Origin of the sequence: Bacillus cereus group sp. RP32 (assembly GCF_040459735.1) — a bacterium.
GTDB classification, from domain to species: Bacteria; Bacillota; Bacilli; order Bacillales; family Bacillaceae_G; genus Bacillus_A; species Bacillus_A wiedmannii.
Genome location: NZ_JARVHO010000001.1, coordinates 3,635,094 through 3,649,554 on the forward strand (window position 1 = coordinate 3,635,094; position 14,461 = coordinate 3,649,554).

The window sequence follows — 14,461 nt, forward strand, 5'->3', positions numbered from 1 at the left end:
CCTCTTGAATAATCTTTATTTTCAGACTAAATTATATAATAACAACACATTCTAGTTTCAGAAGAAATGGAGTGAAAGTATGTTTCCTATATTAAAAACCGACCGACTCATTTTACGAGAACTTACCGAAGAAGATGCACCGAGTATACTACAATGCTTTTCTAATGCTGACGTACTGCGCTATTATGGCCAAAAACCATTACAAAATATTGATCAAGTGAAACAAGTCATTCATAACTTTAAGCTCAGTTACAATGCAAGAAGCGGTATAAAATGGGGTATCGAATTAAAGGACAAGAAAGAGCTCGTTGGAACAATTGGGTTTCATGATTGGTCTTCTGAGCATAAACGAGCCAATATAAGTTATGCCTTTCTCCCTGAACACTGGGGAAAAGGATATGCAACTGAAGCTGTTTCTGACGTTATATCATACGGTTTCCACACACTTCATTTAAAACGGATCGGAGCAATTGTATTTCTTGAAAATGAAGCTTCCAATAAAGTGTTATTAAAATTAGGATTTGAAAAAGAAGGCTTTTTAAAAAATTATATGTATCAAGATGATATCCCATATGATACGAATTTTTATTCTTTATTAAAATCGGTTTAATAGAATGCATGCGTAAAAAACCTTACTTTTAAAAAGTAAGGTTTTTTGTATTTATTAATTTAGGATATAAGCATTCTTATAAGTATAAACACCACCAAATTGATGCTTTTCAATTCCCTTTACGTAATCCTTTTGTACATATGCTGAACCAATATGATACAGCGGTGCTACAGCTGCATCCTCTAATAAAATACGCTCGGCCTCTTGCAATGCTTCCCATCTTTTCTTCTGATCTAGTACTAGATCGCTTTTCGCTTTCTTTATTAATTCATCGTAGTGTCGGTTAGAATAGTTCATTTTGTTATTCTGATTATCCGTCGTAAAGAGTTCTAAATAACTAATTGGGTCTTTATAATCCGGTCCCCAATTTGCCATAGATATATCGTAATCTCCTGTTTGTTCTAACTGTAATTTTTGCTTAAATGGCTGTTGTTTAATTTGTATCGTTAATCCTTGCAAATGCTTTTCTAATTCACCTTTTATATATTCTGCCATACGTTTTGCATTATCTTGTTCATACGTTAAAAACTCGAGGTTTACTTCGTCTACTCCTAGTTCTTTTTTCGCTTCTTCCCAAATCTTTTTCGCATTTTGCAAATCATATGAAGAAAGATCTCCGTTTTCTTTTCTAAAATCTTTGCCAGTCTCTTCATTTATATGACCAACTGGTACAAGTCCGCTTGCAGGTTTTGACCCGTTATTTATAAAGTGAGCAACGAAATCTTCTTTATTTAACGCGAATGAAATAGCCTGACGCACTTTCTTATTTGCTAACGCATTATTTTTTTCATTAAAACGTAGCATAGCAATTCCAGGATCGCTCGACATATGTAATTCCTTATTCCCTTTATACTTGTCTACAAATTGAGAATTAATAGTCACTCGATCCAAATTACCAGCTTCGTATAAATTAACAGCGGTCATTGTATCCTTTACAATTTGAAAGTTTATCTCGTCTAATTTCACTTTCTTTTCATCCCAATATGTAGCATTCTTCTTTAATTGAAACTCTTGTTCATGCTTCCATTTCTCTAATACAAATGGGCCGTTATATATGAGATTACTAGGTTCCAATGCATAATTCTTTCCTTGTTCTTTCAAAAATGACTCATGCTGTGGCAAGTAAATCGGCAGTGCTAACAACTGTAAAAAATACGGAATTGGCTGTTCGAGTTCCACTTCTAACTTATAATCATTTATAACTTTAACCCCAAGTTCATCAAGAGGCATTGTTCCCTTATTTATCTCTTTCGCATTTTTCACATGAAAGAGCATGTACGCATATTGAGACGCTGTTTCAGGTTTAATTGCACGTTTCCACGCAAACATAAAATCATTTGCTGTTACACTGTCTCCATTTGACCATTTTGCATCTTTACGCAAATCAAATGTATATTTTTTACCATCTTCACTTCTTTTAAACGATTTTGCTACTGCTGGAATAGGCTGATCTTGATCATCTAATACATACAAACCTTCAAATATGTTTTGCATAACATGTGCTGATGTACCATCCATCGTTTTCGCAGTATCAAGAGAAGGGATTTCTTCCGATACCGTTACATGTAATACTTGTTTTTTTGCCTCTGTGTCACTTTTATTCGCTTTATTATTACAAGCTGTTAATAATAAAGATGTAACAAGTGCCATTACCATTAAATGGCTCTTTTTTCGCTTCATGAGTTGTTCTCCTTAAGTATAATATATTATAAAGCGTAATATATTATAGCAGAAATACTAACAGAAAGATGCGACATTCTTTTGAATATTTATTCGTCCAAGAAAAAAGCTATCCTTTTAAAAAAGGATAGCTTTTTCAACTACATATAATTACCTATCTTTGCAAACCTCGTTTATAACGACTCGCTTCAAATATAATACGCTCTTCATCTAACGTTTTACATTCGCCATTCCAAACGACACGTTTTCCGTTAATAATTACATCGCTTATATCTTTTCCACTAGCAGCATATACAAGGTGCGATAACACTTCATCTGCTGGTTGTAAATGCGGCTTATTAGATGGATCAATTGTGATAAAATCGGCACACTTTCCGACCTCAAGTGAGCCTGTTTGTTTCATCCCGATTACTTCAGCAGCTCCTTTAGTCGCAAGTGTAAGAGCTGTTTCAACTGGTAACGCTGTTGCATCTTGATGAATGCCTTTTTGTAATAATGTCGCTATACGCATTTCTTCAAACATATCTAAATTGTTGTTGGATGCTACACTATCTGTTGCAATTCCTACTTTCATTCCTGCTTCTAGCATCGCTTTTACATTTGCTATACCTGAACCTAGTTTTAAATTACTATTCGGGTTATGAGCTACTCGAACATCATGTTCTGCTAAAAATGCACGCTCATTTTCATTTAATACTACACCGTGTGCAATAACTGTTGGACGTTTAAACAACCCGCAACTTGCTGCATATTCTACTGGACGTTTTCCGTACTGTGCTTCAATATCACGTACTTCACGCTCTGTTTCCGAAAGATGAATATGAACCATCGTTTGATTTTCTACTGCAATTCGTGCGCATTCTTCTAACAGTTCTGTGGAACATGTATATGGACTATGCGGCGCAACCATCGTAGTTAACATACCACTTTCATTATAGTAACGCTTCACATATTTTTCAGCTTCTTCAACGGCTTTCTTTTCATCATCTTTCGTTCCGAAGCTAAATAAAGTTCTCGAAACAGCAGCTCGCATTCCACTCTTTGATACCGTTTCCATAATTGCATCTTGATCTACTCCAATTGGATTAAACATATCAGAGAATGATGTTGTACCACTTTTCACCATTTCAAGTAATCCTAATTCCGTACTAGCGACCGCAAGCTCTGGCGTAAACTGACTTTCAAGTGGCCAAATTCTCGTCTCAAGCCACGGCTGTAATAGCATATCATCGCCAATACCTCTTAAGAGACTCATTACAACATGTGTATGTGTATTTACAAGTCCTGGTAAAACCCACTTTCCTTTCATGTCAATTACTTCATCTACTTCAAAATTATTAGCGAATTCTCCGCTCTTTACATCTATAATTTGATCATTTTCTACAATGATATATCCATTTTCTATCACTTCGTTTTGTTCATTCATCGTTACGATTGTAGCGTTTACATAAGTTGTTTTCAAAAGTATTTCCCCTTTCAACTCTATGAAGTTCCCTTTAATAAGTTACCACCATTATAGTAACTTATTAAAGATTAAGAGTCAAAAGATAATTTCAACTCTTTCATTATCTTTTCCTTCAAAATGCTATATTGTTTTTCATTTGTATCTGCAAATGCTTCTTCTCGATTTGATTCCACATCCAAATAATTCAATCTTCCATTGAACTGAATCTCTGTAAAATCAAACCTCTGTCCAACTATACAGTTATAAAAATGCCACACCTCCCCTACTTTTGTCTTTTTGATTTTTCCTCCGTATATATCTTGAACGACTAAAGCCGTTACACCACACTGTCCCTTTGCCGGATTCTCAATAGTCCACTTTGAACTTGTTTCAATCGACCATGATTTTACTAGTGCTTCATATATCCTTTTTATCTTTACATCATCCATTCTAATCTTCTCCTACTATTAATTGTTTTACACATCATGTTGCAAAAGAGGCAGTAAACGATCCTCAAAAACCGTTGATGGTGTCTCTCCTATTAACTTTGCTCCCATCTTCAAGTAAAACCCTTTTGCATTCGGATCACTATCAATTGTAAAACTTTTTATTCCTAGCTCATTTGCTTTTTCTAATACATACTCCCAAAGTATTTTCCCGTACCCTTTTCCTTTGTAACGAGGCTGAATGTACAGGAGATCAAGAGCGTTATCATTACGTAAAAATGAGAAAAAACCAATCTTCGTATTATCGTTTTCTAAAACATATACAAAATTATTTTTTATGTACTCATCAGTAATTGTTAAATCTTCCTTACAAGCAAGTATGAATGCTTCGCTATAGTTCCACGTTGCTTTTGAATGTAGTGCAAGTTCACTTAATTGATTTGCTTCACTTAATAACGCATTTCTTATCTTCATGATTCTTTCTCCTCACCTTTGATATATAAACTATTAAAATGATTCGAAAAGTAATTAAAAAAACCTCTTATTTCCGTAAATAAGAGATTACTTTTATAATTCCTCATAATAGGTAACAATTTTTTAAAAGAAAAAAAACGCCATTCCTGAAAATTGGCGTTCTTTTTCTTTTAACCTTTATGGCATATTATATTAAGCATCATTTTTGCATTTCTAAACAGTTTCTACTACCGCTTCAAGCATTGTTCCATTTTTAGCATAGTTTGTATGCCAAGAAAAAGCTTTTTCTAAAATATGAGGAGTTTGTCCACCTCTTGTTTTTGCTTCCTCGTAATAAGCTCGTAGCTGTTCACGATACATTGGATGTACGCAATTCTCAATAATTAGTTCCACTCTTTCTCTTGGCGCAAGCCCTCTTAAGTCAGCATACCCCTGTTCAGTGACGATAACATCTACATCATGTTCACTATGGTCTACATGAGAAACGAAAGGAACGATGCTTGATATGTTGCCACCTTTTGCAATCGATTTAGTAACAAAAATAGCTAGACGTGCATTTCTCGCAAAATCACCAGAACCACCAATACCATTCATCATTTTTGTACCTAAAACATGAGTAGAATTAACATTTCCGTATATATCTAATTCTAAAGCAGTATTAATCGAGATTAATCCAAGGCGACGAATGATTTCAGGATGATTAGAAATCTCTTGCGGGCGCATCATTAATTTGTCACGATATTTTTCAAAGTTAGAAAATACTTGTTGCATTTTCTCTTCAGAAAGCGTGATGGAGCAGCAGGAAGCAAAATTGACTTTCCCAGCATCCATTAGATCAAAGACCGCATCTTGTAAAACTTCAGAATATACCTCTAAATCTTCAAACTCCGAATCTAGCATGCCGTGCAATACTGCATTAGCAACTGAACCAATTCCCGATTGTAACGGCGCTAAACGATTTGTTAATCGGCCTACTTTAACCTCTTCTCGAAGGAACTCTATTAAATGCTGTGCCATAATAACAGTTTCTTCATCTGGAGGAACAATTGTCGATGGCGAATCCAGTTGATTCGTAAACACAATTCCCTTCACTTTTTCAGCATCAATTGGGATACCGATTGTTCCAATTCGATCATCCGTTTTTACGAGCGGAATAGGGAGTCTTTCCCCTTGTTTACCTGGTTCATATAAATCATGTAGCCCCTCTAATTGCGTAGATTGAGCCATATTCATTTCAATAATAATGGACTTAGCATTTAAGGAGAATGCTAAGGAATTTCCAATTGAAGTGGTTGGAATAATCATTCCATCTTCAGTAATCGCAACCGCTTCCAAGATAGCGAAATCTATATCCATAACGTCAGCACGAAGTAACTCTGCTGTATGAGATAAGTGCTGATCCACAAATAAAAAGTCCCCGTTATTAATTCCTTTTCGCATAGTTGCATCTGCTTGGAAAGGCAATCTTTTCCCTAAAATTCCTGCCTCAGCAAATAATTTATCTACATCCGAACCTAAGGAAGCCCCTGTATAAACATTTACTTTAAAAGATTTATCATTCTTAACTCGGTTTACAAGTGCAAATGGGACTGCTTTTACATCACCAGCACGTGTAAATCCACTTAATCCTAAAGTCATTCCACTTTTAATCCATGAAGCTGCTTCTTCAGGTGTAACTACTCGATCTTTTAATCGTTGATCCCTAATTCTATCTAAATTATTCTCCATATGTAATCCCTCTCCCAATGAATATTCATAATTATTTTACACATTAACACCATCAAAATAGGGGTTTTCTTACACAATGCCGAAAATTCAGATAAAACAGCGAATCTAGGTTCTAAAGCAGAAAATTTTAGAATCCTAGAAGCTTACGAAAATAACTGGCGTATGATTGACTTACTGGTACCCTCTCTCCGTTATCCATAGAAAGTAAAAAAGTAGAATGGGTATCAGGATAAATCGCTTTAATATGATTAACATTTACAATAAAGGAACGGTGGCATCTAATAAACGAATCTTTCGGAAGCAAGTATTCGAATTCTTGTAGAGAGTATTTATGCGTTCCTGTTAACTCTTCTGAATTCACATATGTCTTTTTATCTTTAGCCTCTAAATACATGACCTTTGCAAAAGGAACTGGAACCCATCCGTCTGTTGTTTTTAAAGTAACGACTGACTTACCATCCGTTAAAGCGGGATAAATTGCCGTCACGCAACCTTCAATATTTCCATTATTTGCAAATGGTACGGCCATTCCATGATAAGGAATACCGAAAACATCTCGGTTAATAAACTCAGAGGCTTTTTGCTTCGTTACCATTGCTTTATGTGCAATCGTTCCTTCCTTAATAGGATTCCCGGCGCTAATCTTTAAATCAATTCGTTTACTTGGCCGATAGTAAATATATTCTTTCGTATTCGAAACGGCGATTGATATTTCATCTGAAAATAATTCCCCAACAACATCTAGTAGTATACCTAATGTTTTATCTTCCATATTATTAACACCTCATTCACTATTATACTACTATTATGATTTGTAAAACCGTTCAACAATTTGAACGGTTTTACAAACAATTTAGTTCACCTTAGCCCCATAACATCTTGCTACTGCAACTGCCTGCGCTATATCTAATTTCACATTTTTCAAATCAAAACTTGTAAAATCAATTCTATCAACTATCGCCCCTTTTAAATTTGCACCGCTAAGTTTCGCCTTACCTAGTTGTACACCTGTTAAATCGGCTTCACGTAAATCTGCTTTTTCTAAATTACATTCATATAGGTCAGCTTCAATTAAACGTATACCCTTTAACATTTGTTTACTTAAGTTCGCGAACCTTAAATTCGTATATGACCAATCGCCCGATATTATAGTTATTCCGTCTAAATTCGCTTCTTCAAAATCAGAGCCAGTCATTTTACATTCTTCAAACTTCGATACGAATAAATTCACACCAACAAACTTACAATTTGCAAATGTAGTTCCTTGATGGATAGAAGCGTTAAATAGAGCACCGGTAAAATCACATTCTATGAAATTACAATTTTCAGTAGAAACTTCCGTTGCATCCACCCCTCTAAAACAGCATTTTATGAACGTACAATTTTTCAATTCCTCTTCTTTAATCAAAACATCTTGAAAATCTATTTCTATATACTCTTTATTTACAAATTCACTCATAACTATTCCTCCATTTCCTCAAAGAAACCTCACTTGAAAAAAGTGAGGTTTCTTCTCATACAATATGCCCATCTAACCAAGAAATCAAATCTTGAAATACTTCATCTCTATTTACTTCGTGGAACATTTCATGTCTTCCATTTTCATATAAGCGCAGCGTTACATCTTTCACGCCACATTTTTTATAATTTTCATATACTTTTTTTACACCTTTCCCCATATCCCCAACAGGATCACGATCTCCTGAAAAAATATGTATTGGAAGATTTTTCGGTGTTTTCTTAAACTCTTCTAGTTTATTTACTTCTAATACCCCAGAAAATAATTCACGATAAAAGCTTGTTGTACAAATAAATCCACATAAAGGATCCGCAATATATTTATCAACTTGATTATTATCTGAAGATAACCAATCAAATTTCGTACGATTTGGCTTAAAGTGTGAGTTGAAATTTCCGAAAGATAAAAAGTTTAGCATCGGACTTTTCGTTTTTGCCCCGCGTAGTTTCATCTCGATTGTCGCTACTTTATGACCAATGACTCCTAAGAATCCCGGGTTCCCACCAGTTCCTGAAATAAGGAATCCATCATATAATCCACCTTTAAGTTGTACAGCACGTCTTGATAAAAAAGAACCCATACTATGTCCAAGTAAAAACAACGGGCATGTCTGCTCTTTTCTTATCGTTTCTGATACAAAGATAACATCAGAAACAGCCTCACTCCAACCTACATTTGGTTCAAAATGACCATAATCTTCTTCTCTTTTCACTGTTTTCCCATGACCTTTATGATCATGCGCATAAACACCATACCCCGCTTCTAATAAGGCAGCAATAAAGTCTGTATAAACACCTGCATGTTCTGTCATACCATGTGCAATTTGAATAATCCCTCGCGGATCTCTTTCTGGTAGCCACTTACGTAAATAAATTTCCGATCCATCCAATGCCGTAACGAAACTTTCCTGTACGTTCATTTCGTCAGCCCCCAACTCTATTATGTATATCAAAAAATGAATATCCATTCATTATTCTTATTATGTATTATATGCAATTGCCTTCATTATGACAAATGACCCACTTTTCCAATTAGCTCTTAAACTAATATATTGACGAACAGAAAATAAAATTATATAGTTACTTACATAAAGTAATTATTATATAGTTACTTACATAAAGTAATTATTATATTTTTGGGAGGTTTCTATTATGATGCCATCATTATTTTTAGCACACGGATCACCGATGCTTGCTATTCAAGATACAGACTATACAAGGTTTTTAAAAACACTTGGCGAAACATACAAACCGAAAGCAATTGTTATTTTCACCGCTCACTGGGAAAGCGAAGTATTAACGATTTCTTCAGCAGATAACGAATATGAAACAATTTATGATTTTGGAGGTTTTCCTCCTGAGTTATACGAAATCAAATATCGTGCGAAAGGCTCTTCTAACATTGCATCTATGTTAGAAACAAAATTTAAAAACAAAGGTATTCCAGTCCATCATAATATGACGAGAGGTTTAGATCATGGCTCATGGACTCTTCTGCATCGCATGTATCCAGAAGCAAATATTCCTGTTGTCCAAATATCAGTCAATCCATTCCTTGCTGCAAAAGAGCAATTTAAGATTGGCGAAGCACTAAAAGGACTTGGACAAGAAGATATTTTAATAATCGGGAGCGGTGTTACCGTTCATAACTTACGAGCTTTAAAATGGAATCAAACTACACCCGAACAATGGGCAATTGAATTTGATGATTGGATTATTAAACATATGCAGACTACTGATAAAGATGCATTATTTAATTGGGAGAACAATGCCCCTCATGCACAATTAGCAGTACCAAGAGCAGAGCATTTTGTTCCTTTATTTATCGCTATGGGAAGCGGTGAAAATAACGGTGAAGTCATTCACCGCAGTTACGAGCTTGGTACATTAAGCTATCTTTGTCTCCAATTTTAAAGAAAAGGATGAAGCAATCATTGCTTCATCCTTTTCTTTTTCATTCACTTAGTTAACTAACTTCCAAATGTCGTTTCTCTGATACCTCTTCGTTCTTATTGTGAAAATAAACCCAAATGCACGCAATAAATAATAGTGATGAAGTAGAGAAGAAAACATATTGGAAGCCTGCATGAGCTGCAATTTGTCCACCAAGTACTGGTCCAATCATATTTCCTAAAAACTGAAACGATTGATTATACCCAAATATTCTTCCCGTTACATGGTTTGGTGTATGTTGTTTTAGTAGAGTTTGTACGGAAGGTAATAGTCCTGCTTGTGCGATACCTAATAAAAAGCGAAGAATTAATAGTTGCCAAGCTGAGGTTACAAATGCTTGCGGAATAAAAATAATTCCTGCCGCAAATAATGCCACAACTAACGTTTTTTGAGGTCCAATACGATCTGATAATCTCCCTAACTTAGGAGCTGCCATAATAATAGCTAAACCTGTCGCAGACATGACTGCGCCTGCAATCATTTCAATATGAGCTGTTCCTGGGCCTTCTAAATTCTTTACATACAATGTAATAATAGGTTGAATTGACATGTTCGCAAGTTGAATAATAAATGTTGTTACAAATAAACTAATAATTAAATGCTTTGCTGGAACCATCGTCCATACTTTTTTCGGTTGTACTTTTTTTGCTTGAGCGGAGTGATTCTCTTCATGTAGGAAGAAAAAAACGATGAGAAAAGAAAGGAATAAAAAAGCTCCTGTAACAAGAAAAACATGGCGCATTCCAATTAACTCAGACAAATAACCACCAAGTAATGGGCCAAGTAAAGAACCGCTCACGCCACCTGTTGAAATTGTGGAGATTGCCCAACCTGAATGTTCTTTCGGAGTTTCTGCCGCAATAAATGTCATCGCCGTTGAAAGGAAACCAGATACCGCTCCCATCAAAAATCTTAGTGCGACTAGTTGATACACATCCGTTACAAACCCCATAAGCGTCATAATAATCGCCATACCAAGGCTCGCACGAATCAGCATCAATTTCCGTCCATGTATATCACCAAGCTTTCCCCATATTGGTGATACGATCGCACCCATTAAAAATGTTATACCAAATGCAAGTCCCGACCACTGTGCAATACTTGAAGTGCCAGTCACTCCTAATTCCTCAATATAAAAAGATAAAAAAGGAATTACTAAACTCATACCGGCTGCAGTGGTAAAACAACCTAGCCAACAAATCATTAAATTTCGTTTCCAGCTGGCCATTTTCACACCTTCTTTCTTTAGATACCCATTCTACACCCTTTCTTGTAAAAAGTTTAGTAATTTGCTTTATTTGTAAGATTTACTACAAAACCCGCTATTTTCTAGTGAAAACCACTACATCTCTACATTATTTTCATAAAAAAACCAACTCCCATATATGGAGTTGGTTACTTATTCTCTAACGGTATTAAACGCGCATCACAATTTCTTTCATAAAACTCAATCGGACCTGCTTGTCCAATAATTGCGTATTCATATCCTTCTTGCTTCATACTATGTAAACAACGATGTAACAATTGCTTTCCTACACCTTTCACACGATTTTGTTTTGTTGTGCCCATTGGACCAAACAATCCTTTCTTCCCTCTCACTACATCATAGCAAGCAAAACCTACTATCACTTCTTCTTGTTCTGCTATATAAATAGGTAAGTTTTCTTTATATGTACGAAATCCATATTCTATTGAACGTAACCAACGTTCACCAAATTCCTCATTAACAAAACTTGCTAATTTTTCAAAATCAGAAAGGTTAGCCTTTCTAACAGTACAAGTTAAATCATTATAAGTAGGAACAAAACATTTTAGATCAACCGCTAAATCTCTTGGCTCAGCTATAATACGTAATATATCTTTTTGTATTTGTGCATTTTCAATAAACTTATCTACACGAAATAGCGCATATATAACATGTCCTTCATTGATCATTACTTGCTGGAAACGTTCCATACGTTTCTTCGCTATTTGTAAAATTTCTAGCACCTTATAAGATACCTTATATTGTCCTATTTTTTTATACTTTTGATACGGTGAATCGTATTGTTTTCGTATTGAAAGTTTTTCTAAAAAATCCGTACCCAAGTTACGAAACAAATACATATACAACTCGCTACAAACTCCAGTGCCTTCTTTACTCATTCCGATAAACAGATGAGTTGGTTGAATAATATTATTTTCCGCCTCTTCTGCTGCAATCTTCAATATGTTATGAACACGTTTTGTATATTGAAATTCCTCCATATATATATCCATCCCCTACTACTTTACTATTAAACCGTAACCGTAAATAAGTGAAACAATTATTCCAACTACCAATATACCTGGCAGTAAATTTGCCACTTTAATTTTAATAATACCAAGTAAGTTCAATCCAATAGCGGCTATCATAATACCACCTGTAGCTGTCATTTCCACTATAAATTGATTCATTAATTCTTTCGGGACCAAACTATTAATTTGTGTTGCAAAAACCGCAATACCTCCTTCGTATAAAATAACTGGAATTGCCGAAAATACTACACCAATCCCTAAAGTCGTCGTTAATATAATAGAAATAAATCCATCAATAATTGCCTTTGTAAATAAAATATCATGATTTCCGCGAATCCCACTGTCGAGTGCACCAAGTATCCCCATTGCACCAATTACAAAAATTAAAGTAGCTGTTACAAAACCTTCTGATATGCTCCCTTTCCCTTTCGATCCAACTTTATTTTCTAACCAATCTCCTAACAGCTTTAACTTTTCCTCTAGTTGTAGCCATTCCCCGATGACGGTACCAATAACTAAACTTAGTATGACAACAAGAAAATTTTCACTTTTCAATGCCATTTGAAGTCCAAGCACAGTAACTGCTAAACCGATTGCATGCATAATTGTTCCCTTCATACTTTCTGGAATTCTACTAAATAATTTTCCTAGTAAAGTACCAAATATAATACAAATCCCATTTACAACTGCTCCTAATATAACCATCTCTCGTTCTTCACCCTTCGAATTCTTTATTTCTATATTTTGGTTTATACATTGATTTACAGGTTATCTATATGTTAACTTAATATTGAGAATATTAACAAATGTTTTCACTACATAAACTGCATTTGTAGTTATACATAAAGTGAAACTTTAACTAGCGCGAGTTTTATTGCCCACAAATTGCGGTATAAACTCAAAAGGGAAGGTATTTATGAAAACTTTACTAAAACGATTTCTGTTAATAGCCTTTTGCATTACACCAATTGTTTTATTAGTTAACTACTCTTTTATTTCAAAAGCGAAAGACAAACCCGATTTGCAAAACAAATCTAGTAAAACAGCTTCAACAAGTGAAAAGAAAATAGAAGACAAGGAAATCACACTCACCTTCTCTGGTGATACAATGTTCGATTGGCAATTACGTCCTGTAATCGAAAAAAACGGGGCTGATTATCCATTCCAACATGTAAAAGAAGAAATAACAAAAGCTGATATTTCTTTCGTTAATTTAGAGTCAGCATTTACAACGAGAGAAAAGAAAGCTCCTGGACAACTGTTTTGGATTAAAAGTGATCCATCCACGCTTAAAGCGATAAAAAACACGGGATATGACATCGTAAATATTGGGAATAACCATACACTTGATTATGGGCAAGATGGATTATTAGACACGATTTCTCACGTTGAAAAATTAAAGTTCCCTTACATTGGAGCCGGAAAGAATGCAAAGGATGCATATACTGCACGAGAAATGACTGTAAAAGGGAAAAAGTTCAAATTTCTTTCCTTCGTTCGATTTATGCCTGATACGAATTGGGTAGCTGGTGACAATAAACCTGGCGTTGCGAACGGATATGATTTAAATCTTGTAACAAAAACAATTAAAGAGCAAAAGAAAGATGCAGACTATTTAATCATCTATATGCATTGGGGCGTTGAAAAATCAAATCGTCCGGTAGAATACCAAAAACAATATGTACCTAAAATGGTTGAAGCAGGAGCTGACGCGATTGTCGGGAGTCACCCGCATTGGTTACAAGGATTTGAGTATTATAATAACGTTCCTATCGCTTATTCATTAGGCAACTTTTTATTCCCAAGTTATGTAAGCGGGAAAAGCGCCGAAACTGGCGTATTAACTTTAACTTTTAAAGGAAAGGATGTCCAAATGTCATTCAATCCTTACATCATTCGCAACAACCAAATTTCCCCTGTAAATGAGGAAGAAAAGAGAAAAGCTCTACAATATTTACAAACGATTTCAACTGATGTAGAAATTGATGATACAGGGAACATAAAAAACAAACGAAACTAGACAGCGCAAGATTTATTTCTCTGTAACATACTTTATAGAATAGGTGATGAACATGCTGAAAGACTTATTAGAAAATGTAAGTTTGTTAGAGAATATTTATAAAATATCTATAGCCGTTCTACTTTTATGTTCATTTTTTTCTGTTAAACTTCTAAAAAAAATAAAACGTGAACGAAAACTTACTACCTTTGAATTTACTATGTATGTAATCATTCGCATTGCGATACTCTTTTGGTTAACTAGCTTTATCCTACTTGAATATGGAAAGTATATAGTGTAATTATAAAAAGATAGATACAAGCAGCATTTCC

Annotated in this window: 15 protein-coding genes; 4 read left to right on the top strand and 11 right to left on the bottom strand. The window is 34.8% G+C overall.

Annotated elements, in window-relative coordinates:
- Positions 1-79: 79 nt before the first annotated feature.
- A complete protein-coding gene (locus tag QCI46_RS18620; RefSeq protein ID WP_353841108.1) occupies positions 80-610 on the top strand; it encodes a GNAT family N-acetyltransferase in 531 nt (176 codons plus the stop codon).
- Positions 611-664: 54 nt separating this feature from the next.
- Here the strand turns inward: QCI46_RS18620 and QCI46_RS18625 are convergent, their stop codons facing one another.
- From QCI46_RS18625 to QCI46_RS18660, 8 genes are all read right to left on the bottom strand, one after another.
- Entirely contained in the window at positions 665-2,290 is a 1,626-nt protein-coding gene (locus QCI46_RS18625; protein ID WP_353841109.1) for a peptide ABC transporter substrate-binding protein, read from the bottom strand.
- Between the two features lie 154 nt (positions 2,291-2,444).
- Positions 2,445-3,770 carry a bifunctional S-methyl-5'-thioadenosine deaminase/S-adenosylhomocysteine deaminase gene (locus tag QCI46_RS18630; RefSeq protein WP_353841110.1) on the bottom strand — a complete coding sequence of 442 codons (1,326 nt, stop codon included), beginning with the start codon at positions 3,768-3,770 and terminating at the stop codon, positions 2,445-2,447.
- 53 nt (positions 3,771-3,823) lie between these two features.
- A complete protein-coding gene (locus QCI46_RS18635) occupies positions 3,824-4,183 on the bottom strand; it encodes a YunG family protein (RefSeq protein WP_353841111.1) in 360 nt (119 codons plus the stop codon).
- Between the two features lie 27 nt (positions 4,184-4,210).
- Positions 4,211-4,654 (bottom strand): GNAT family N-acetyltransferase, encoded by a 444-nt coding sequence (locus tag QCI46_RS18640; protein WP_353841112.1) that lies wholly within the window; start codon positions 4,652-4,654, stop codon positions 4,211-4,213.
- Positions 4,655-4,867: 213 nt separating this feature from the next.
- Positions 4,868-6,382, bottom strand: a complete 1,515-nt coding sequence (locus tag QCI46_RS18645; RefSeq protein WP_353841113.1) for a succinyl-CoA:acetate CoA-transferase ScpC — start codon at positions 6,380-6,382, stop codon at positions 4,868-4,870.
- 127 nt (positions 6,383-6,509) lie between these two features.
- Positions 6,510-7,154, bottom strand: a complete 645-nt coding sequence (locus QCI46_RS18650; protein ID WP_353841114.1) for a LytTR family DNA-binding domain-containing protein — start codon at positions 7,152-7,154, stop codon at positions 6,510-6,512.
- A gap of 81 nt (positions 7,155-7,235) precedes the next feature.
- Positions 7,236-7,841, bottom strand: a complete 606-nt coding sequence (locus tag QCI46_RS18655; RefSeq protein WP_087983019.1) for a pentapeptide repeat-containing protein — start codon at positions 7,839-7,841, stop codon at positions 7,236-7,238.
- Between the two features lie 55 nt (positions 7,842-7,896).
- Complete coding sequence (locus tag QCI46_RS18660) at positions 7,897-8,820, bottom strand: alpha/beta hydrolase (protein ID WP_353841115.1); 924 nt, start codon at positions 8,818-8,820, stop codon at positions 7,897-7,899.
- A 232-nt stretch (positions 8,821-9,052) separates the two neighbouring features.
- Between QCI46_RS18660 and QCI46_RS18665 the strand changes: the two genes are divergently transcribed.
- A complete protein-coding gene (locus tag QCI46_RS18665) occupies positions 9,053-9,814 on the top strand; it encodes a DODA-type extradiol aromatic ring-opening family dioxygenase (RefSeq protein ID WP_353841116.1) in 762 nt (253 codons plus the stop codon).
- A 52-nt stretch (positions 9,815-9,866) separates the two neighbouring features.
- On the opposite strand, the gene QCI46_RS18670 is transcribed toward QCI46_RS18665, so the two are convergent.
- The 3 genes from QCI46_RS18670 to QCI46_RS18680 all read right to left on the bottom strand — a co-directional run bounded on the left by QCI46_RS18670 (position 9,867) and on the right by QCI46_RS18680 (position 12,835).
- Positions 9,867-11,081, bottom strand: a complete 1,215-nt coding sequence (locus QCI46_RS18670; protein ID WP_353841117.1) for a multidrug efflux MFS transporter — start codon at positions 11,079-11,081, stop codon at positions 9,867-9,869.
- Positions 11,082-11,248: 167 nt separating this feature from the next.
- Positions 11,249-12,100, bottom strand: a complete 852-nt coding sequence (locus tag QCI46_RS18675; RefSeq protein ID WP_353841118.1) for a GNAT family N-acetyltransferase — start codon at positions 12,098-12,100, stop codon at positions 11,249-11,251.
- 18 nt (positions 12,101-12,118) lie between these two features.
- Positions 12,119-12,835: a DUF554 domain-containing protein gene (locus QCI46_RS18680; protein WP_353841119.1), complete on the bottom strand. Its 717-nt coding sequence runs from the start codon at positions 12,833-12,835 to the stop codon at positions 12,119-12,121.
- 211 nt (positions 12,836-13,046) lie between these two features.
- Here QCI46_RS18680 and QCI46_RS18685 point away from each other — a divergent pair, with 211 nt between their 5' ends.
- Both QCI46_RS18685 and QCI46_RS18690 read left to right on the top strand, forming a co-directional pair.
- A complete protein-coding gene (locus QCI46_RS18685) occupies positions 13,047-14,150 on the top strand; it encodes a CapA family protein (RefSeq protein ID WP_353841120.1) in 1,104 nt (367 codons plus the stop codon).
- 52 nt (positions 14,151-14,202) lie between these two features.
- Positions 14,203-14,430 (top strand): hypothetical protein, encoded by a 228-nt coding sequence (locus QCI46_RS18690; RefSeq protein ID WP_046959079.1) that lies wholly within the window; start codon positions 14,203-14,205, stop codon positions 14,428-14,430.
- Positions 14,431-14,461 lie beyond the last annotated feature (31 nt).

Coding starts and splice junctions, on each gene's coding strand:
- QCI46_RS18675 (WP_353841118.1), bottom strand. CDS start 12,100: ATGGAGGAATTTCAATATACAAAACGTGTTCATAACATATTGAAGATT.
- QCI46_RS18655 (WP_087983019.1), bottom strand. CDS start 7,841: ATGAGTGAATTTGTAAATAAAGAGTATATAGAAATAGATTTTCAAGAT.
- QCI46_RS18685 (WP_353841120.1), top strand. CDS start 13,047: ATGAAAACTTTACTAAAACGATTTCTGTTAATAGCCTTTTGCATTACA.
- QCI46_RS18620 (WP_353841108.1), top strand. CDS start 80: ATGTTTCCTATATTAAAAACCGACCGACTCATTTTACGAGAACTTACC.
- QCI46_RS18640 (WP_353841112.1), bottom strand. CDS start 4,654: ATGAAGATAAGAAATGCGTTATTAAGTGAAGCAAATCAATTAAGTGAA.
- QCI46_RS18625 (WP_353841109.1), bottom strand. CDS start 2,290: ATGAAGCGAAAAAAGAGCCATTTAATGGTAATGGCACTTGTTACATCT.
- QCI46_RS18645 (WP_353841113.1), bottom strand. CDS start 6,382: ATGGAGAATAATTTAGATAGAATTAGGGATCAACGATTAAAAGATCGA.
- QCI46_RS18665 (WP_353841116.1), top strand. CDS start 9,053: ATGATGCCATCATTATTTTTAGCACACGGATCACCGATGCTTGCTATT.
- QCI46_RS18670 (WP_353841117.1), bottom strand. CDS start 11,081: ATGGCCAGCTGGAAACGAAATTTAATGATTTGTTGGCTAGGTTGTTTT.
- QCI46_RS18660 (WP_353841115.1), bottom strand. CDS start 8,820: ATGAACGTACAGGAAAGTTTCGTTACGGCATTGGATGGATCGGAAATT.
- QCI46_RS18650 (WP_353841114.1), bottom strand. CDS start 7,154: ATGGAAGATAAAACATTAGGTATACTACTAGATGTTGTTGGGGAATTA.
- QCI46_RS18680 (WP_353841119.1), bottom strand. CDS start 12,835: ATGGTTATATTAGGAGCAGTTGTAAATGGGATTTGTATTATATTTGGT.
- QCI46_RS18635 (WP_353841111.1), bottom strand. CDS start 4,183: ATGGATGATGTAAAGATAAAAAGGATATATGAAGCACTAGTAAAATCA.
- QCI46_RS18690 (WP_046959079.1), top strand. CDS start 14,203: ATGCTGAAAGACTTATTAGAAAATGTAAGTTTGTTAGAGAATATTTAT.